Here is a 19,194-nt window from a genome sequence, read left to right as displayed (position 1 = left end):
TAGATCACACACTTGAAGCAGATCCGTCTGAGTTATGAAAATAGCCGGACAGGTAGTGAAAGCCGGGGCATCTTTTTACTTCTTAAAGACAATGAATTGAAAAAGGATGTAATGTTTTTATAGTAACTGTACACTTCCGGTCGATCGCACCCACTCTATTAATCGTGCGACTGAAACAGTTAAGCTTTTCACAAAACTGCCGGTAAGCTAACCACGGTTCGCCATCATTATAAAATTCAAATGACAAAATATCAAACATAACAATGCGCCCTTTATGTAAACAAAAATTAAAGGGTGTAGCATCTTTTAAAATCATACCATATTTTAATAAAATTAAATTTATCTTAAAAAAACGGTAGCACATTCCTTCCATTGCCTAAAACTCCATTCATAAGGATAAGTTATAAAGCTTATTTGTTCTGGAAGTAAAATTTTATATGCTTGGCTATTGCTTTTGTTTTCTACTTCTTCAAAAGACGTGATTAATTGTTGTTGAATTAACTCTTGATATAAACCAGATTTCAACAAATGATCATACTGATTTTGATATGAAGCATCTACAAAACGATAAAATTTTCCATCTTGCTCAAAAACATAACCATGCGGATCTTTATAGGATATAGCCGCCCTACTATTACTATACATCCTAATTGTCCTTAGACTTATTTTTACTGAATATTGATTTGATAAAAGCCCAAATTTGTTTAAAGAACACCGCAATACTTAATAATCCGGATATCAACAATTGAAAAAAAAGACTACCGGATTGAGGGTCTATGTACAATAATATCATTGGCTTGCTATTTATATTCAGTCATTATTAATAATTATAATCTTCCATCTACCACTGAAACATCCAAAACACCTTTCACGTCAAACAAAACCCCGGTTTCTTTTAACATTGCTTTGATATCCAAATTTAAAAACTCATTGTGACTTACCGATAATATAACAGCATCGTAAGTGACGTTAGAAGGTAAAGTATTAATACAATCTAAGTTGTATTCATGCTTTACCCGGTCACAATCAGCCCATGGATCATAAATAGTAATATCAACCTTTGGTATGTTTGTAGTTCTTTAACAATATCAATTACTTTTGTATTGCGTATATCGGGACAGTTTTCTTTAAAAGTGAAACCCATAATTAAAATAGATGACTGCCAAACATTTATCTTTTTCTTTACCATTATCTTCACCACCGAATCTGCAACATACGGCCCCATGCTGTCATTAATACGTCGTCCTGACAAAATAATTTCCGGGTGATACCCCGCCGAAGTTGCTTTTTGAGCTAAATAATAAGGGTCCACGCCAATACAATGCCCCCTACCAAACCGGGTTTAAAAGGTAAAAAATTCCATTTAGTCGCTGCCGCTTCTAATACTTCATGTGTGTTAATACCTAATAATGAAAATATTTTTGACAGTTCATTTACAAATGCGATGTTAATATCTCGCTGGGCATTTTCTATAATTTTAGCAGCCTCTGCAACTTTTATTGATGATGCTAAATGAGTGCCGGCGGGTATAATTGATAAATATAATTCATTAATAAATTGCGCAGCTTGTGGGGTAGAACCGGACGTTACCTTTTTGATGTTTGGCAAGGTTCTGGTTTTATCGCCCGGATTAATGCGCTCAGGTGAATAGCCGCAGAAAAAATCTTTGTTAAAACTCAGTCCTGAATGTTTTTCTAAAATGGGCACACAATCTTCTTCGGTACATCCCGGGTAAACAGTCGATTCATAGATAACAACATCGCCCTTTTTTAATGCCCCGGCAACGGTTTCAGTCGCTTTAATAAGCGGTGTAAGATTGGGGTTATTATACTGATCGACCGGAGTTGGTACAGTTACTATAAAAACATTACATCCTTTCAATTCATTGTCTTCAGAAGTAAAAAAGATGCCCCGGCTTTCACTACCTGTCCGGCTATTTTCACTTAACTCAGACGGATCTGCTTCAAGTGTGTGATCTATACCTAATGATAACTCTTTGATTCGAGTACTATTAATATCAAACCCAACTACCTTATACTTTTTCCCAAACTCAATTGCTAACGGCAACCCAACGTATCCTAAGCCAATTATAGCTATAGCTGGGTTTAATAGCTTACTTTGCTGATTTATCATTAATATAATTTATTCTGTATAATTCTGTATAAACGTAATGCAACTAATATAATTAGCATTATTAACACAAATATTTCTGAAACGAAAAGAATATGATGGGTTGTACTTGCTCTAACAGGCGCTAAGGGAAGTTCAGACTCATCAATAATTTTATATAATGGCGTTTCTTTTTGCAAATTAATTTTAGCGATCTCTAAATTACGCATAACCTCTGTATAGGCACCCGCTAAGGCATTAGCCTTAGCCTGGCCAAATAAAGAGCCCGACCGTTGACTGCTAATTGAAGGGTTTAAGTTATAAGTCCGGTCAATAATTGTAGCCGTAGAACTGTATATACCGCGTAATACTGTTCCTAAACTATCCGCTTCACGCTGAAGCAGCTTTACACTTGTAGCAGAAACTGTTGTTTTGGTATCAATAAAATATCGAGATGTTTCACTAAGCATACATTTTGCTATATAATATGCTGTATTTGCATCTGATGATGTTGCGGTTATCAAGTAAAAAATTAATTTTTTGTCTTTTTTAAACACAGTAAATGAGCCTGCAACATAACTGATTATACTTCTGTATATGCTAATTTGCGCTTTGTTATATGTTTTAGGATTATTATTAAATGGCCCGTATTTTTCGTAGAATTTACTATATTTTTTTGTGCTATATAATTTAATAATGTTTGATGCGTAGCAGTGTCCACAACAGACATTAAAGCAGATCCAATTAAACTTCTTGATTTAAATAATTCGATAATATTATCGCCAGAAAACATATTATCTCCCCGGCAGTTGTACCGTCAAACCCAAGTTGTGCCGCTAATCCAGCTAATCCATTACCACCTCTAGAGTCGCCTGTTGATAAAACAAAACTTATATTAGCTGTATAAACAGGTTTGGCAATGGGCATAGTATAATACCCAACTATTATGCCTGCTATTAAAGCTGAGAGTAAAAAATACCACTTTTTTAGTAGATAGAATAAAACATTGATGCCTCGGTCTTGCCAAACTTTAATAAAATCCTGACTAATAATATCCGGCATGTTATTTCCTTAAACTAGTTATTGTTAAAACAATTAATGTTAATGTGGATATAATTCCTGTAGTAAGGCCAATTACCTCTGTTGGTGACATACCAACCTTTTCTATTTTTCTCGGTACTATAATTTGTGCGCCCGTTTCAATATTTGGATACGATCTAAACAAACCAAAAAAACCATTATTGACACGTTTTATATGTCCGTCTGCATACAACACATAAATTTTTGATTTACGAGCTCTTTCTGCGGTCCCTCCTGCTTGTGTCAAGTAATAATTTAAGTGTTTCCCCTCAATAAAACCGGTTTTTGTCGCAGAAAGTACTTGCCCACTCACTTTAACCAATGGATCAATCCACGAAACTAATATTTGGTCGCCATCCAGCAACTGATAATCTTCAATTGATCCAGGTTTTTTTAACACCTTATCCAAATTTATTGGAATCCTGAAATTTGTTTTCGTTGCATCTTCTACCACCTTAGCTGTGGTGTCTTTTATATTTTTTTGAATATTTTGTATAATTGCCTGCTCTTCTAAATTATCTTGAGCCGTATGACGTATTAAATATATTCCTTTTGAATAAGCCAAGGCGGTTAATCCTCCGGTGCGTTTTAATATGCTGCTAACATGTTCTGATTTTGATTCAAGTACATAAGTTCCGGGGTAGTAAACCTCGCCTTCTACAGTTACCTTTTGTTGTTCAATATACGCTGGATTACGTCTTACAGTAATTACATCATTAGGTTGAAGAATAAACCTATCATTTTCAACAACCAGGTCTTTATCAGTATTAAGGACTAACACAGTAGCAATAGAATCCACATCTTTATTTAATCGCTCTGTCGTAAGTCTTCTGCTTACCTCTACGCGATATGAAGATGCCGCATCAGTAAAGCCGCCTGCTGCAAAAAAAAAATATCTTTTAATGATAAGTTCGATTTATAAGGATAAGGGCCTGGTTTTTTTACTTCCCCATCAATTTTTATGGTATAAGCTATCTTAAACTCTGCACTTGTAGCTATATTTACCACGTCATATTTTACCAAAGGGATATCAGCAGCCCGTCCGTTTAATATATCTGTTAGGTTAAATGTGATGTTATCAAGGGTGCCATCCGGGTGCTTTCGTGTTATGGTTGCTCTATCTGTAAAAGCTCCCTCCATTAACCCACCAGCGCGTTGTACCAGACCTCCAACGGTTAGGCCAGTGTTAACTCATAATCGCCGGCTCTGTAAAGTGGTCCCGTTATATTAACACCATTTTCAATTCTATCTAAAACACTTTCTACTTTAAACTCATCTCCATCAAGTGGTTTAAAATTGGGGATATCTGCCCGATAAATAGTTCTTATTTTCCGTTCAAGGTCGCTTATTTGCTTTACTGTAATTTGACCTTTATAAGCTTTGTCTGTGTATCCTCCTGCAAAAAACAACAGGTCGTCCAGGTTTTCATTATCTTTTAATTCAAATATTCCGCCGCGTTTTACTTGTCCGCTTATTGAAACATGCTTTTTATAAACAGGAAAATTAATTACGTCACCGTCTTTTAAAATAACATTTCCGTTTTGATCTCCGCGTGTTAAAAACTGGTAAAGGTCAATAGTAGTAAATATTCTATTATTACGCAGTACTTCAATATTTCGATAGGTATTAATATCGCCCGGACCACCGCAAGCTAAAAGAGCATTATAAACAGTAGTTAGAGATGAAACAGTAAAATTCCCCGGCTTATAAGCACCTATAGCGGTTATATGTATACTACGTATTTTGCCTAAAGACACGGTAAGCTCCGGATAAATTGTTTTTAAGAGAAGAATAAGCAGTTTGAGCCATTCTATTCTTTATACGTGCAATGGCGTCATCAATTCGCAATCCTGATAATTCAATTGTGCCAACCTGGGGTATAAGAATAGTACCTTCTGGCCCAATTGTAGTTTTTATATTTGTTTCCTGGTAACCCGACACACTGATAGCCAGTTCATCATCCGGTCCTAAAATATAATTTGTAGGTGTAGCTATACGTAGGTTAGGCTCGAACGACAATGAAGGAGAGTCAAAGAATGCAGATCCGAATACACCGCTTGCATGTGGTTTAGGAGTTGTTAGATAATCATCTTTTGCGTTCCCCTTGTAACTGCAGGGATTATCGTTGGTTCAACAGCAATTTTCGAAGGTTCAACTTTACTTAAAGAATCCTTTTTTAACGATACTTGACCCTTGGCATCGTATATATTTAATAAAATTAAAAAAGAATAAATGATATAAGTGGGGTTTTGATACGCATTCTATAAATAAAAACGCCCAATCGATTATCGATTATCATTGTTAGCAAAGTTTGAAAAATTAGACCCTAAAACTACTAAATATATTTTAAAATTCTTACTTAGTTACCTATATAATTGCAATTATTATAATTTTAAGTGTGTTTTTTAGTATTACCGCCATAGGTATCAGGGTTACGGTAAACTTTCAGAATAAGCATCATGCACAGCAGCTGGTTTAATTCCTTCGTGTAAACTATATAAACGTGGTTTTACTAAAAATCTCACTTTGGAAGTCAGATTTGATTTTGACCTTACTTCTTGACCGGTGTCTTGCTGAGATCTATTAAATACTTGACAAACTCCTTATTAGTATAATCAGCAGGACCTTCGTGACGAAAGACGATCACACCGGATCTGTCAATTATGATAGTAGTTGGCAAAGACCCTGCAAAGAGGACGTCGGGTATTTGGCTGGCGGTATTATAAACTGGCAATACGTATTTGTTCTTTGCCATAAATGGCAGCGATTTACCGAAATTATTATCCGCGTCCACGGGCAGGATCACAATATTGGTATCAGGTTTTAACTGAAGATACAATTGGTTTATAGAAGACATTTCTGCAATACATGGAGGGCACCGGGGAGCCCAGAAGTTAATTACTACCACTTTACCCTTAAGGGAAGAAAGGGACAAACTTTGCCCCTTTTCATTCACAAAGTTAAGATCAGAACCAGGCTGAACTGGCTTTGCTGAGGTTAAAACCGGTTGAAAAAAACCTATTTTCATCAACCCCTTGATCAACAATGCCTTGGCTGGGGCACTGATCAGTAAAATGATAATAACTGCCGCAAATACACCATTAAGCAAATTGCGGACGGTGAATATACTCCTCGTTTTATAACTCAATGGCTTGTTTTCCATGGATCGTTAGTATTACATAAAAAATTTGGTAGATTACCAAAGTCAAAAACTTTAGTTTTTATCTCCGGGGCCATCTATATCATTGCTGTCCGCTGCGCTCCGGTAACCACCTGTACAATGTACGACAATAGGTTTGTTAAAGGGGATTTTCCATGCCCCTTTTCCTTAACTAGGGAAGTGGAATATTAATGGTATCCGAAGATATCAGATTCTCCCCGGCCTCACTGGCATTTTGTTGCAGGTAATTAGGAATCAAAATCGTTTAGCAGTTTAATCTCGTTGCGATACAAAAGAATCTTGCCGTTATTTTCCAGTATCTTAAGCAGGCGTGAGATGACAACCCCGGATGTTGCAAGTTCATCGGCGATCTGGTAATGGGAAGCTTTGACTATAGTTGAGCCAGATAGCCTTTTCTTTTCCTTCAAATAGGCCATCAGCCGGTCATCTAGTTTATGAAAGGCAATGCTCTCTATGGACCTTAACATCTCAGAAAAGCGTTCGTTGAAACTTCTCATGATATAGTTTTTCCAGCCCGGATATTTGCATAACCACTCGTCCAACTTATTATGCGGGATGGCGATGATTTGAAGATCACCTTCGGCGATGGCTTTTACTTCACTTTTCTTCTCTTCCGGCAACAACTGTAGGCCATAGAACAGCTCTCGCTGCTGGATAAATAATACAGTAAAATCTCATTACCATTGTCGTCTTTTTTTAGGACTTTTAAAGTCCCTTTAACTACCAAGGGCATCATTCGGATATATTTGCCATAATCCATAACGATTTCGCCGTCTTTATATGACCGCATTTCGCCAAATTCTTCGATCTCCTTTATCAGGGCCGGTTCAAATTGAAAAGCTAATTTGACTGATTCTTCCATTCAGCTAAGTTAAAAGTATTGTGCCACATTGTGCCAGTGCCACCGTTTACCACATTAGTAAATCCGTTTTGCTCCAATATAGTTTTTGCCTGCCCGCTTCGTCCCCCGCTTTGGCAAAAAACAATGATGTTTTTCTGGTTTTTGAATTTTGATAACTGTGAACTAACTTTATCGAGCGGAATGTTGACGGAACCTTTAACGTGCCCGCCCGCAAATTCGCCCGGTGTCCGGACGTCCACTAATAAAGCACCCTCTTTGATAATGCCGGCCAGATCGGCCGATGCCCCTCCGCCAAATAGTTGTTGGAATATGTTCATCTGAATGTTTTTTATGAATTTTAATTTCTGTTAATATTTTAAACAACTTCTTTGTAACTGATGTCTCTCGAATCCTTTTTGCTGTTTTTAACGGGTGTGTAACATCCCCCGGCGCCACAGCAGCCAATATTAAAAACGCCCATGCCCGTTAAAATAGTCCCAATTATACCGCTTGCTATATCTGCCCCGGATATTGCCATACCTATGATGACTATCCCGATAATGACGCGGAGAATACGGGGTAAAGTCCAATTGTTAAGAATATAATCTTTCATGTGCTATTATTAATGACGCTTTAATTAAACGCTACGTACTTGATGAAACAAAGATAGGTTCAATTATCTGCCGGGTTGGTAACAAAGGTTACATACGAAAAAAGCAGTCGTAGGCTACTTTTCAAAACACTGTATTTCCAGCAGCTGATCAAAAGGGATTTTTATTCATTTATACAATCGTTCCCGATCATTTCGCTCAATGCTAATCCCATTGCGGTATTTACCCCTAGGGGATAATAGCCACTTTTAGCGTTACAATGTAATACCCAGCTCCGTGTCGCCTTCCTTACCACCCCAGCATTCAGTAGTGCGCATATAACGACCTGCGACAAGATAGAGTTCCTTTCTGGTTATAAACCAGAAATTCGTCCGCCATAATATAGTGTTTTATTCTGCCTTATTTTTCATCAGCATTAATAACGAATAGGCCCCCTGAATTACAAAAACAGCATTTGATGTCATATCCTTTGTTGGCGAAATAATTTCTGTAAACCCGTTTTCACTTTCGCCCGTATTAACCTCGGTCATCTCAAACTCGCGATTTCCAATTACTTTATAGATATACTGTTTGCCTTCAAACTGTACAATTGCTTCGCTGGCTATAGCATAAGCCTGAGCATTTTTAACCTGTATTTCGGCATTCATATAAGTGCCCGGTACCAGTGTTTTATCATAAGTTTCAAAATGGCAGTGAACATCCGCGTTCCTGTCAGCAGAAAGATTGCGACCGATCAGTAAAATGGTCCCGGCATGTTTCTTAACAGGCTCGTTGTTGGTATAGGCCACCAGCTTTTGACCAATGTATAATTTATCCAGGTCCTTCTCATATACTTTAAGTGCCGGTGTATATCTGTTGGGTTAACCAGCTCAAATAGCACTTCTGTTGGGGATACGTATTTGCCGATGTTGACATTTACTTTAGATACGAAACCTGTTATAGGCGAATATATATTTACGCTGCGGGAAATTTTGGATGCGCTGATATTCCGGGTATGAATGCCAATGAGCTGCAGTTTTTCGGCTAAAGATGCCATCAGTACCTGCTGGCTGCGGTACTCGGCCTCGGCCTGCTGAAAAACCTTGTCGCTGCTGGCTTTACTCAGGTTAAGATCTTTTTGGCGGTTGTATTCGTTTTCCGGTACCCGATCCTGGCCTTTGCTGTCAGGTAATCCTGTTGTAACTGGATGTATTGCTGATCCTCAATAACAGCTATGGCGTCACCTTTATTCACGTGCATACCCGGTAATAGTGTAGTAGATTTTAAATAACCACCAAGGGGAACGCTGATGGAAACCATGTTTTGAGGCGGGACATCAATTTTACCGTTGAGCTTCAATATGGAAGATATTTCCTTTCGTCCGATCTTATCGGTGACTATGGAGGCATTTTTCAGCTGCGCATCTGTAAGGGTTACGATGTTGGGGTTGACTGCCTCGGTATTATCAGCAGTTGTTTTTTTACCGCCGCAGGCAGAAAACAAAATAATAATGAGTGAAAAATATATGATGGATTTCATGATCTGAATTTTAGTTGTTTGAAAAATAGTTAAGTTGAATGATCGCCTCATTAAGGTTACGGACAGCCTCCAGGTAATCGTTTTTGATTGTTACGGCCTGGTTAACTAGTTGTACCCATTCCGTAGTTGATATTACCGCCTGCTATTTGTTGGTTGGCGGTGGTGGTAATCAGCGCGGCATTTTTTAATGGCGTGCTTTCAAAATACGCAACTGCCTGCAGATATTTACGGTATTGAAGAATAGCCGATTGATACGCCGAGGCCATATGCTGCGCCTCCATCGCGTAATTATTTTCTGCAATTTGTTTGTTTACCCGTGCACTGTTTACCCCGGCCTTTTGTGCTCCGGCAAAAATAGGAATACCAACACCCACTTGCACCGAATTGAACCGGTTTGAGCCATTGTACAGTTTGTCATCGGCACCGAGACCTTTGATACTGGTATTGTTGTATCCTACCGAAAGATCTGGCAAAAGCCGGCTTTTCTCCAGCCGGAGCGCTGCGTCTGCAATCTTTTGTTGCTGAGCTATTAGTTTTATCACCGGGTGTTCCTTTAAGTTCAGGGTATCTGTGGCAGATACAACGGTTAATTTATAATCGGAACTATCCGGCGTCAACTTCCCGCTGGAGTTCAGCAGCAGTTGAAATTGTAATTGCAATACAGCTACATCCTCAATTAACTGGTGCAACTGCATTTGCACTTGTCCCAACAGCGTTTCTGCACTTGCTTTTTCCAGATATTGGTTTCTCCTTTTGCCAAACGTAACTCCGCTTTTTTATAAAAATCGAGATACAGGCTATCAGTATGCTGCAACAACCTTTTTTTCTGTTCCATAAACAGCAGGGTATAAAATACCCGGGTAACCTGCTTCTTCAACATGGCTTCATTTACTGCAACATTAAGGACACTGCTTTTCCAATCGGCTTTTAAAAGTTCTTTTTGCCTGCTGTAAACGGTTGGGAAATTAAATAACTGCGAGATACCGAATTTGGTATCAGTATAACTGCTGTTAATCTGCCCGGTTTCGCCAAATAAGGTTGCCTGTGAAATGTTGGCTGAAGTGCCTATGAGCATTTGCTGATATTTTGCCTTTAATTGCTCATGCTTCATCTGCAAATTGTTTTTTAAAGCTGTGTCTAAAGCAGCTTTAAGCGTGATCGGCGTTTGGGCATTTGAAAACTTACTAATGCCTATTAACAGGATAATTAAAAGCAAAGTAGTTGTTTTTTTACCGAGTACGGTTTTAAACCCTTTCTCAAACATGATGTACAAAACGGGTAATACAAACAAAGTAAGAAACGTAGCGATCAGCAAACCGCCTATAACTACGGTGGCCAAAGGCCTTTGTACTTCGGCTCCCGCACCGTTACTGATAGCCATGGGAAAGAAACCCAATGAAGCCACAAATGCAGTCATAAGTACCGGCCTTAGCCTTACTTTGGTACCCATTAACACTATACGTTTCAAATTGGTCACACCTTCTTTTTTAACTGGTTAAATTCTGATATCAATACAATGCCGTTGAGTACCGCCACGCCAAACAGGGCTATAAAGCCAACGCCCGCACTGATGCTGAATGGCATACCCCGTAAAGCGAGGAACAGGACACCCCCGATAGCTGATAAAGGAATTGCGGAGTATATCAGTAATCCGTGTTTGATGGAGTTGAAAGCGAAATACAGTAGTAAGAAAATAAGCAGCAGTGAAACCGGCACCGCAATCATCAAGCGCTGTTTGGCAGCATTCAGGTTTTCAAAGGCCCCACCATAGGTTACATAATACCCGGCTGGGAATTTCAGTTGTTGATCCACCTTGGCTTGCAATTCGTTTACAATTGTTTGTACATCCCTGCCACGAACATTAAATCCCACTACAATACGGCGTTTGGCATCCTCCCGCTGTATTTGGTTTGGGCCATCTTTAATCTGCACATCGGCAAGCTGGTATAAAGGTATCTGTGTTCCCTGTGGTGTTGGTATAAGCAAATTCTGTATGTCTTTCAGGTCCCTTTTTTGTTTACCACTTATTCTTACCACTATTTCAAATCGCTTTTCGCCTTCAAAAAGAGTTCCTGTGCTTTGCCCGGCAAGTGCCGTATTTACCACTTTGTTAATATCAGTAATGTTGAGGTTGTATTGTGCAATGGTATTGCGGTTATAATTGATGATGATCTGCGGCATGCCGGCAACTGCCTCAACATACAGATTTTTGCTCCGTCAACGGTCTGGACGATCTTGCCCAGTTTATCAGCATAAGCGGCAAGTGTATCCGTCTTCACCAAATATTTTACAAACTACGTCCTGGCGTGCACCCGTCATCAATTCGTTAAAACGCATCTGCACCGGGAACTGGAAACCTGCTGTAACACCCGGGACAGCCTGCAATGCCTTGCCCATTTTTTCGGAAAGTTCATTAAAAGTTCTGGCAGATGTCCATTCTGCTTTAGGTTTTAAAATCACCATCATATCGCTGGCATCCATCGGCATCGGGTCGGTGGGAACCTCGCCACTGCCAATCTTGGTAACCACTTTTTCTACTTCGGGGAACTGTGTTTTTAAGATATGGGCTGCTTTTTGGGTGTTGATGATGGTTGTATTCAAGCTGCTGCCCGTCAGTACGCGTGTATCAACGGCAAAATCACCTTCTTCAAGTGCGGGGATAAACTCGCCCCCAGTGTGGTTAACAGATAAGCCGAAAATATAAACATGCCGATAACGGCCAACAGAACCATTTTTGGAAAAGCAACCACGCGGTTAAGCGCTTTCTGATAGGCCTTTTCTACTTTAGCCATTAATCGGTCTGAAAGATTGGGCTGGTGCTTGATCTTTTTACTAAGAAAAACCGAGCTCATCATTGGGATATAGGTTAATGACAAGATAAAAGCGCCCAATAAAGCAAAGGCTACCGTTTGTGCCATGGGCTTAAACATTTTACCCTCAATGCCCTGCAATGTAAAAATGGGCAGATATACTACCAATATAATGATCTGTCCAAAAACCGCACTATTCATCATTTTGCTGGCAGCGCTATTTACCTCCTTGTCCATATCCTCCTGCCCCAGCGTGCCGACACTTTTAAAATGTTTACTATGGCTAAGCCTATGCATTACCGCCTCTACAATAATTACCGCCCCGTCTACGATCAAACCAAAATCCAGCGCACCAAGGCTCATCAGGTTGCCGCTTACCCCAAAAAGGTTCATCATAATTATGGCAAACAGCATCGCCAGCGGGATTACAGAGGCGACAAGTAACCCTGCCCTGAAATTGCCGAGGAATAATACCAGCACAAATACCACAATAAGCGCTCCTTCCAGCAGGTTACGCTCCACTGTACCGATGGCATTATTCACCATTTTCGTCCGGTCGGGAATGGCTCGATCACTACGCCTTCGGGCATAGTTTTCTGGATCTGCTCGATCCGCGCCTTCACGTTCCTGATCACCTCACTACTGTTAGCACCTTTTAGCATCATGACAACCGCGCCTGCAACTTCGCCTTCGTCATTATAGCACATCGCACCATATCGGGTAGCATAGCCTATTTTAACATCAGCTACATCTTTGATAAAAAGAGGTGATCCATCGGCAGTGTTTTTAATTACCGTATTATTGATATCTTCCACATTGCCGATTAGTCCCCGGCTTCTTATATACAAAATGGTGGGGCCTTTTTCAATATAAGCGCCGCCGGTATTCTGGTTGTTATTTTCCAGTGCCTTAAAAACATCGGCAATGGTAATGCTGTGCGAAAGCAGTTTGTTGGGATCCACTTCAATGGAATATTGCTTCAGTTTCCCGCCGAAACTGCTTACTTCAGCTACGCCTTTAACGCCGAGTAACTGACGGCGAACGATCCAGTCTGGATGGTGCGCAGTTCGGTTTCGTTGTATTTCCCGGCATAGCCTTTTTTGGGCCGTACCACATATTGATAAATCTCGCCCAGTCCGGTACTTACCGGGCCAAGCTCCGGCCGGCCGATACCTCCTGGTATCTCGCTTTGGACTTTTTGCAACCGTTCGGCAACCTGCTGGCGGGCCCAGTAAACATCGGTAGCATCGTCAAAAACTATGGTCACCAATGAAAGGCCAAACCTTGAAAAGCTTCGGATCTCTTTAAGACCAGAAATATTACTGTTAGCCTGCTCTATAGGATAGGTAACTAAACGTTCTATGTCAGTGGCCCCAAATGAAGGGGCGATGGTAATAACCTGTACCTGGTTGTTGGTAATATCGGGTACGGCATCAATGGGCAGCTTAGTAAACTGGTAACTGCCATAGCCGATCAGGGCGATGATAAAAAGCCCGATGATCAGCTTATTCCTCACGGAAAAAGCGATAATATGATTTAACATAAAATAAGATCTTGAAATTAGTAATTCAAAAAGCACCATATAGCACAAATTATTATGCTAAAGCACCTTTCATAAATTGAATGGGAGACTAATTAACAGGATTTTGGCGGTTGCCAGATACTGGACAAATAAGAGGAAGGGTTAAACCATGTATCGAAAGGGCGAACCTTTGTTTCCCGAGGGGATTATCAATGGAATTGCGGGGGCCTGAACCACCTGAGGAATCAGCACGGGCGATACCGTTGCCGTACAATTATCTGCTGTTTTGAAAGGCAGTTTCATATCCTCATTGTAGTCTTTATCTTTTGGGCTGCCGTGTAAGTAGTGCATGTCCGGGAATTGCAGGAATGAAATGTTCTTGTTCTTCTTCCTATGTTCGGCAAAGTGCTCAAAAACCACAGGTAATTTTAGCAACTGGTGAAGTTCAGTTGTTGAGAACAGGTAAGCTGTTAGAAGCAATATGGCCGCGAACTTTTTCAAACTTTACAAAAGTACCAATTAATAATCAATCGTTTTTTGATATTGATCATATGATTATCAACTCTTGATCATTAAAATCCAGTAAATATCCCTTGTTATCAATTACTTTCCGATACAGAACTTGCTAAAGATATTCTCCAGTAGATCATCCGTAGTAACGGCGCCTGTAATTTCACCAAGGTAATATAGCGCTTGTTTAATATCTATCGAAAGGAAATCAGAGGTAATGGTATCTATTCCGTTTAAAACTCTTGCTAAAGCTTCTTCTGTTTTTTGCAGTGCTTCCGGGTGGCGTATGTTAGTTACCAGCGTTTCATTGCCATCTAACTGGTTTTTTACGGCCGAGTAGTATATTTTTGATTTCAGCTCGTCTATATGTGTTTTCTCTTTTGCTGATATCGACACTATTTGTGATTGTACCAAAGCCTCAAGCTTTTCTGGTGATAACAGATCAGCTTTATTAGCCACTACCAGCATGGTAACGCCGGGTCGTTGCAGGTTTTCCAGGTCAGCATTAAGTTCGGATATGGTTATTTGGTCGGCATCATAAACATACACCAACAGGGCCGACTGCTCGATCTTTTCCATCGTGCGCTCTACCCCTATTTTTCAATGGCATCGGTGGCTTCGCGAATGCCGGCAGTATCTATCAGTCTGAAGTTGATACCGTTTATATTTAGCACCTCCTCAATAGTGTCGCGCGTAGTGCCGGGGATATGACTAACAATGGCACGCTCTTCGTTTAAAAGCGCATTTAACAGTGTCGACTTACCGGCGTTTGGTCGCCCCGCAATAACAGTATTCACGCCTTGCTTAATAGCATTTCCCAGTTCAAACGATTTTATCAACGCCACTATAACTCGATTGATCTCATAAATTAATTTCTTTAGCTGAGTGCGGTTAGCAAACTCTACATCCTCTTCGGCAAAATCAAGCTCCAGTTCAATTAATGATGCAAACTGTACCAACTGTTCGCGAAGCATTTGGAGTTGGTTACTAAAACCGCCACGCAACTGCTGCAAGGCTACCTGCTGCGATGCTTTTGAGTTTGATGCGATCAGATCGGCAACTGCTTCTGCTTGCGAGAGATCTAGTTGCCCGTTAAGGAAAGCACGTAAGGTAAACTCGCCTGCTTTGGCTGAGCGTGCGCCTTTTTTAATCAACAGCCTGATGATAGACTCTATAATATAATTAGAGCCATGGCAGGAGATCTCTACCACATTCTCGCGAGTGTATGATTTGGGCGCGATAAATAGTGAGGCCAAAACTTCATCGAGAATGATATCGCCGTCAACTATACTACCGAAGTGAATGGTATGCGATTGTTGTTTGGTCAGGTCCTTGCCTTTAAATACACTATCAGCAATTTTAATAGCATCAGGGCCAGACAGGCGGATAACGCCAATAGCACCCACACCTGCAGGGGTGGCTAAAGCAACAATGGTTTCTTCGGTGTTAGTCATTTGCTGGCAAAGGTCGCAAATTAGTATCAACATTAGCCATAACCCTAAAGTAAAAAAACTAAATTGCGCCCAATTATGGTAACCTCTTTCGAAGCTTATTTAAACACTATCTCGGTACATCATGTTGGCAACCAGGCGCTGAGCGAGATGTATGCACTTTCAGATCATCCGCTTGAATTAAAAGACGAGCTGATATCAAGCCTGTTGAAGCAATACTTTCTACATCCGTTTGAGAAAGCCGTAGAAGTTTACCACCTGATGCATAGCAGCGGCGACCGGCGCTGAACGAGATCCACCACTTCGCGTCGCAGATCTTTGAAGATAATGAGAAGTTTCATGAAGCGTCCGAGCAGATAGCCAGCACCTGTATAAGGTGGCTAATCACCCTAACATCAAGTCGGGCGAATTGTATGTGGCCTACTTCAAAGATGTACAGATAGAAGGTAACTTGTTGGAGGCTGTCGGCATTTTCAAATCAGAAAATAAAGAAACCTACCTAAAGGTCTATCCTGAAAAGGCGGCTTCGCGGTAGACTATGAGGAGAACGCAATCAACATCAACAAGCTTGACAAGGGTGTACTGATTTTTAATATCGAAAAAGAGAATGGCTACAAAGTTGTTGTTATTGACACGGCTAACCGCGGACAAGATGCTGCTGTTTACTGGAAAGACGACTTCCTGCAATTGAAGATCCGTAACGATAGCTATAATCAAACCAGCAATGCTCTGGGCATCTACAAAAACTTCGTGACAAACAAGATTGACGAGGAGTTTGATATGACCAAAACGGATAAAATAGACCTGCTTAACCGGTCGATGAAGTATTTTAAAGAGAAGGAAACCTTTGATATGGACGAGTTTACCGACGAAGTTATCAGCAACCCTAAAGCCATTGAATCATTCAAAACATTTAAAAGCCAATACGAGGACGAGTTTGACACCAAGATAAACGACACCTTCGAGATCTCGAACAACGCGGTGAAGAAACAGGCTAAGATTTATAAAAGCGTGCTAAAACTGGATAAGAACTTCCATATCTATATCCATGGCGATAACAAGTTGATTGAGAAAGGTTTTGATGACGAAAAGGCAATGAACTATTATAAGGTGTTTTTTAAGGAAGAGGCTTAATAAGATAGAACCTAGCTATTTTACCGATCAATAAAGGGATTTTCAAGTATTAACGTGTTCTTATATTTCAGAAAGCCTTACAAAATTTATCCATGTAAGACTGATTACAAACTTAACTCCACCTTCTTCCCCGTCTTCACCGCCGCATATATCGCATCAATGATCTTCAAATCTTTTACTGCTTCATTACCATCAACCGGTACCACCGGCTGCTTGCCGTTTAATAAGATATCCGAAAATTCATCCATCTGTACGGTTTGATGCGTAGTAACCGGCTGATTTAACTCACCTTTATGCGTACGTCCTTTTATAGGCCCGTAACCTGTTGACGGCTGCATCTCGGCCCAACCTTTTTCGCCGTTCAGGAAAAATTTATCAAGGTTATTTTGATTATAGGTTGATAAGCAGGATGCCGTCGCCCCACTTGGGAAGCCAAACTGAAACTGGATGGTTTCGTCAACGCCCTCTTTAAATTTCACCGGGTCAGTTTTGGTTTCCTGCGCGGTAACCCAAATAGGTTCTTCCCCGGTCATATAACGTGCACCGTTAATGGCGTAAATACCAATATCCATTAAAGAACCGCCACCTGCCAGTTCTTTATTTAACCGCCATTGTTTAGGGTCGCCAATTTTAAAGCCGCAAAGGCCCCGGAAGAACAAGATCTTACCCAGTTCACCCGCCTTACGCATGCGGATAACCTCGAGCGTATGCGGCTCAAAGTGCATCCGGTAACCTACCAGCAGCTTTACTCCTGCCGCTTTACAGGCATCAACCATTTCCTGCCCCTGCACGGCGTTTAGCGCCATTGGCTTCTCGCATATCACATGCTTACCGGCCTTAGCAACAGCTAAAGCCATATCGTGGTGCAGGCCGTTGGGCGTGGTTATGTATACCGCGTCTATGTCAGGGTTGTTTTTAATTTGATGATAGGTTTGGTAGTTATAGCAGTTTTTAGCAGGGATGCCAAAGCTATCCTGCCAGTCAGTTAACTTTTTAGGTGTGCCGCTTATGGCGCCAACCAGTTTAGCTTTGGTGCAATATTGCATAGCGCCGGCAACCCGGGTGCCATAGCCACCCAGCCCCATTATAGCTACCCGTAATACCGGGCCATCATAAGCTTCGTGCGCTGTATTTTTATTATCGGCCCATAACTTAACCGATGCAAGCTGTAAGGCTATAGTTGATACTCCTAATTTTTGTAAAAATCACGACGTGAGTTCATAATAATATGGTTTAATTAATATTAAAAGTAACTAAATTAAAAAAGGTTTCATCGTAAAATTCCGACACAAAAAAGGCCCCATAATATTGGGGCCTCCGGTTATTTGTTAGTGTAGTATTATTTAAACTGTTCGTTGGTTAACCCGGTATTAGCGGTTGCGTTGTTAACCTTTAATTCAACAGGTACGCCCAATAATATGGTTTTAGTATTATAAGGTATCTTGATACCACCAACTTCGCGATAATCGCCAAACTCTGTCGGCGAGCCGTTGGGTACATCAGAAACCTGCTTTAATTTATAACCGGTTACGGGGTCAAAATAAGCTTTTACCCGTACACCGTCCGGATGTGTAACTACTACCGGGTAGGCAGGCGTATCACCAACTACCCGCAGCGAGTTATCCAAACTCAAACTATAACCTTCTTTGCCATAATCAAGTTCAGGGAAAAACCAAAACGATAAATGGTATTCTTTTGAGATTGCTTCGGATTATTTTTAACCACCGGTTTTGCGCTACCGTACTTACACTATCGCCATTGGCCTTTAAATGCAATACCACATAGTTATTATAGGAGGGCGCAACTGCATTATATTCAAACTTGTCAGGAGATTTATAACGGTTAACCAATTCTATACCTACACCCTGTAAAGTGCCCGCCGCGTTAATGGTCAGGTCTTTTATTGCCCTAACCTTATCTGCACCGCCAATAGCGTTCAGATAATTGCTAATAACAGTTGCCGCGGTAACACCTGTTGGTATTTTAATCCCGCTTAACGCATTATTATCAGGATTAACATCCGGTAACTTATGATCTGGATCAAGCATAACCAAAGTTACTTTTGAAGTTGATTTATATGGAAAGGTCCATTCGCCACCACGCTGCCAAACTTCGGCAGGCAGTTTTACGGTTCCGGTTTTACCGTTTTCTTCTTTTATAAGGACGGTTACCGGCAGCGCCATTTCGCCTAAATTCTCAATAGTTATTAATGAGCCTTTTGATGGGTCGCCCCCGTTATAATCAATTGATTTTACCGACTGATCTAAGGTCATGGTACTCATAAACCATTCGTTCCAGAACCAGCTCAGGTCCTCGCCCGCAGCATTATCCATCGTATGGAAAAAATCCCACGGAGTTGGGTGTTTAAAGGCCCAGCGTTTTATATAAGTTCTGAAGGCGTAGTCGAAACGTTCCTCACCCGGATCT

Annotated in this window: 26 protein-coding genes and 3 pseudogenes; 3 read left to right on the top strand and 26 right to left on the bottom strand. The window is 40.6% G+C overall.

All coding sequences use genetic code 11. The features are described 5' to 3' along the window. Window positions 1-339 precede the first annotated feature (339 nt). The 23 genes and pseudogenes from HK413_RS00920 to mnmE form a co-directional block, all read right to left on the bottom strand. Window positions 340-645, bottom strand: coding sequence for a hypothetical protein (locus tag HK413_RS00920; RefSeq protein WP_175268803.1), 306 nt, complete (start codon window positions 643-645; stop codon window positions 340-342). Between the two features lie 182 nt (window positions 646-827). After that, window positions 828-1,046 (bottom strand): UDP binding domain-containing protein, encoded by a 219-nt coding sequence (locus tag HK413_RS20420; protein ID WP_317169162.1) that lies wholly within the window; start codon window positions 1,044-1,046, stop codon window positions 828-830. After that, window positions 1,013-1,312, bottom strand: a complete 300-nt coding sequence (locus HK413_RS20415) for a UDP binding domain-containing protein (RefSeq protein WP_317169155.1) — start codon at window positions 1,310-1,312, stop codon at window positions 1,013-1,015. Before HK413_RS20415 ends, HK413_RS20420 begins: the two co-directional genes overlap by 34 nt. Next, window positions 1,294-2,133 carry a nucleotide sugar dehydrogenase gene (locus tag HK413_RS20410; protein WP_317169154.1) on the bottom strand — a complete coding sequence of 280 codons (840 nt, stop codon included), beginning with the start codon at window positions 2,131-2,133 and terminating at the stop codon, window positions 1,294-1,296. Before HK413_RS20410 ends, HK413_RS20415 begins: the two co-directional genes overlap by 19 nt. Further along, the gene (locus HK413_RS00910; protein ID WP_175268802.1) at window positions 2,133-2,666 is read right to left on the bottom strand and encodes a hypothetical protein; all 534 of its coding nucleotides are present in this window, start codon (window positions 2,664-2,666) and stop codon (window positions 2,133-2,135) included. Before HK413_RS00910 ends, HK413_RS20410 begins: the two co-directional genes overlap by 1 nt. Window positions 2,667-2,853: 187 nt before the next feature. Beyond that, a complete protein-coding gene (locus tag HK413_RS00905) occupies window positions 2,854-3,171 on the bottom strand; it encodes a hypothetical protein (protein ID WP_175268801.1) in 318 nt (105 codons plus the stop codon). A gap of 1 nt (window position 3,172) precedes the next feature. After that, entirely contained in the window at window positions 3,173-3,988 is an 816-nt protein-coding gene (locus tag HK413_RS00900) for an SLBB domain-containing protein (protein WP_175268800.1), read from the bottom strand. Between the two features lie 41 nt (window positions 3,989-4,029). Beyond that, a complete protein-coding gene (locus HK413_RS00895) occupies window positions 4,030-4,329 on the bottom strand; it encodes a hypothetical protein (protein WP_175268799.1) in 300 nt (99 codons plus the stop codon). 35 nt (window positions 4,330-4,364) lie between these two features. After that, window positions 4,365-4,946, bottom strand: coding sequence for an SLBB domain-containing protein (locus tag HK413_RS00890; protein ID WP_175268798.1), 582 nt, complete (start codon window positions 4,944-4,946; stop codon window positions 4,365-4,367). Then, entirely contained in the window at window positions 4,924-5,208 is a 285-nt protein-coding gene (locus HK413_RS21725; RefSeq protein WP_175268797.1) for a polysaccharide biosynthesis/export family protein, read from the bottom strand. Before HK413_RS21725 ends, HK413_RS00890 begins: the two co-directional genes overlap by 23 nt. 532 nt (window positions 5,209-5,740) lie before the next feature. Continuing rightward, window positions 5,741-6,352 (bottom strand): TlpA family protein disulfide reductase, encoded by a 612-nt coding sequence (locus HK413_RS00880; RefSeq protein ID WP_175268796.1) that lies wholly within the window; start codon window positions 6,350-6,352, stop codon window positions 5,741-5,743. A 245-nt stretch (window positions 6,353-6,597) separates the two neighbouring features. Beyond that, window positions 6,598-6,990: a Crp/Fnr family transcriptional regulator gene (locus tag HK413_RS15885; protein WP_246229468.1), complete on the bottom strand. Its 393-nt coding sequence runs from the start codon at window positions 6,988-6,990 to the stop codon at window positions 6,598-6,600. After that, window positions 6,963-7,232, bottom strand: coding sequence for a cyclic nucleotide-binding domain-containing protein (locus tag HK413_RS15880; RefSeq protein WP_246229467.1), 270 nt, complete (start codon window positions 7,230-7,232; stop codon window positions 6,963-6,965). The genes HK413_RS15885 and HK413_RS15880 overlap by 28 nt, the downstream gene beginning before the upstream one ends. Further along, window positions 7,211-7,549, bottom strand: a complete 339-nt coding sequence (locus HK413_RS00870; protein ID WP_175268795.1) for a rhodanese-like domain-containing protein — start codon at window positions 7,547-7,549, stop codon at window positions 7,211-7,213. The genes HK413_RS15880 and HK413_RS00870 overlap by 22 nt, the downstream gene beginning before the upstream one ends. Window positions 7,550-7,587: 38 nt before the next feature. Then, entirely contained in the window at window positions 7,588-7,824 is a 237-nt protein-coding gene (locus tag HK413_RS00865; protein ID WP_175268794.1) for a hypothetical protein, read from the bottom strand. Window positions 7,825-8,211: 387 nt separating this feature from the next. After that, entirely contained in the window at window positions 8,212-8,610 is a 399-nt protein-coding gene (locus tag HK413_RS14245; RefSeq protein WP_217451902.1) for an efflux RND transporter periplasmic adaptor subunit, read from the bottom strand. After that, on the bottom strand, window positions 8,556-8,927 hold the full coding sequence (locus HK413_RS21720) for an efflux RND transporter periplasmic adaptor subunit (RefSeq protein WP_449406782.1): 372 nt from the start codon (window positions 8,925-8,927) through the stop codon (window positions 8,556-8,558). Before HK413_RS21720 ends, HK413_RS14245 begins: the two co-directional genes overlap by 55 nt. After that, on the bottom strand, window positions 8,924-9,340 hold the full coding sequence (locus HK413_RS14235; RefSeq protein ID WP_217451900.1) for an efflux RND transporter periplasmic adaptor subunit: 417 nt from the start codon (window positions 9,338-9,340) through the stop codon (window positions 8,924-8,926). The genes HK413_RS21720 and HK413_RS14235 overlap by 4 nt, the downstream gene beginning before the upstream one ends. Before the next feature lie 101 nt (window positions 9,341-9,441). Next, complete coding sequence (locus tag HK413_RS15875) at window positions 9,442-10,041, bottom strand: TolC family protein (RefSeq protein ID WP_317169161.1); 600 nt, start codon at window positions 10,039-10,041, stop codon at window positions 9,442-9,444. Next, window positions 10,017-12,696: pseudogene (locus HK413_RS00855) on the bottom strand (CusA/CzcA family heavy metal efflux RND transporter). The gene HK413_RS15875 and the pseudogene HK413_RS00855 overlap by 25 nt, the downstream one beginning before the upstream one ends. Continuing rightward, window positions 12,690-13,693, bottom strand: a pseudogene (locus tag HK413_RS18880) (efflux RND transporter permease subunit). Before HK413_RS18880 ends, HK413_RS00855 begins: the two co-directional pseudogenes overlap by 7 nt. Window positions 13,694-13,834: 141 nt before the next feature. Further along, window positions 13,835-14,173, bottom strand: coding sequence for a hypothetical protein (locus HK413_RS00850; RefSeq protein ID WP_175268793.1), 339 nt, complete (start codon window positions 14,171-14,173; stop codon window positions 13,835-13,837). Between the two features lie 102 nt (window positions 14,174-14,275). Further along, window positions 14,276-15,636 (bottom strand): annotated as a pseudogene (gene mnmE / locus HK413_RS00845) (tRNA uridine-5-carboxymethylaminomethyl(34) synthesis GTPase MnmE). A gap of 75 nt (window positions 15,637-15,711) precedes the next feature. On the opposite strand from mnmE, the gene HK413_RS20405 reads away from it, so the two are divergent. From HK413_RS20405 to HK413_RS20395, 3 genes are all read left to right on the top strand, one after another. Next, the gene (locus HK413_RS20405) at window positions 15,712-15,921 is read left to right on the top strand and encodes a hypothetical protein (protein WP_317169153.1); all 210 of its coding nucleotides are present in this window, start codon (window positions 15,712-15,714) and stop codon (window positions 15,919-15,921) included. A gap of 88 nt (window positions 15,922-16,009) precedes the next feature. After that, window positions 16,010-16,168 carry a hypothetical protein gene (locus HK413_RS20400; protein WP_317169152.1) on the top strand — a complete coding sequence of 53 codons (159 nt, stop codon included), beginning with the start codon at window positions 16,010-16,012 and terminating at the stop codon, window positions 16,166-16,168. Between the two features lie 17 nt (window positions 16,169-16,185). Further along, window positions 16,186-16,767: a nucleoid-associated protein gene (locus tag HK413_RS20395; RefSeq protein ID WP_317169160.1), complete on the top strand. Its 582-nt coding sequence runs from the start codon at window positions 16,186-16,188 to the stop codon at window positions 16,765-16,767. Window positions 16,768-16,871: 104 nt separating this feature from the next. Here the strand turns inward: HK413_RS20395 and HK413_RS20390 are convergent, their stop codons facing one another. From HK413_RS20390 to HK413_RS00825, 3 genes are all read right to left on the bottom strand, one after another. Beyond that, complete coding sequence (locus HK413_RS20390) at window positions 16,872-17,855, bottom strand: Gfo/Idh/MocA family protein (protein WP_317169159.1); 984 nt, start codon at window positions 17,853-17,855, stop codon at window positions 16,872-16,874. A 251-nt stretch (window positions 17,856-18,106) separates the two neighbouring features. Continuing rightward, entirely contained in the window at window positions 18,107-18,400 is a 294-nt protein-coding gene (locus HK413_RS00830) for a hypothetical protein (protein WP_217451898.1), read from the bottom strand. A 28-nt stretch (window positions 18,401-18,428) separates the two neighbouring features. Next, the gene (locus HK413_RS00825; protein WP_175268791.1) at window positions 18,429-19,100 is read right to left on the bottom strand and encodes a hypothetical protein; all 672 of its coding nucleotides are present in this window, start codon (window positions 19,098-19,100) and stop codon (window positions 18,429-18,431) included. Window positions 19,101-19,194: the final 94 nt, after the last annotated feature.

The organism is Mucilaginibacter humi, assembly GCF_013087555.1.
Note: the sequence above shows the minus strand (reverse complement) of the source record. Positions and strands in the feature narration are given on the sequence as shown.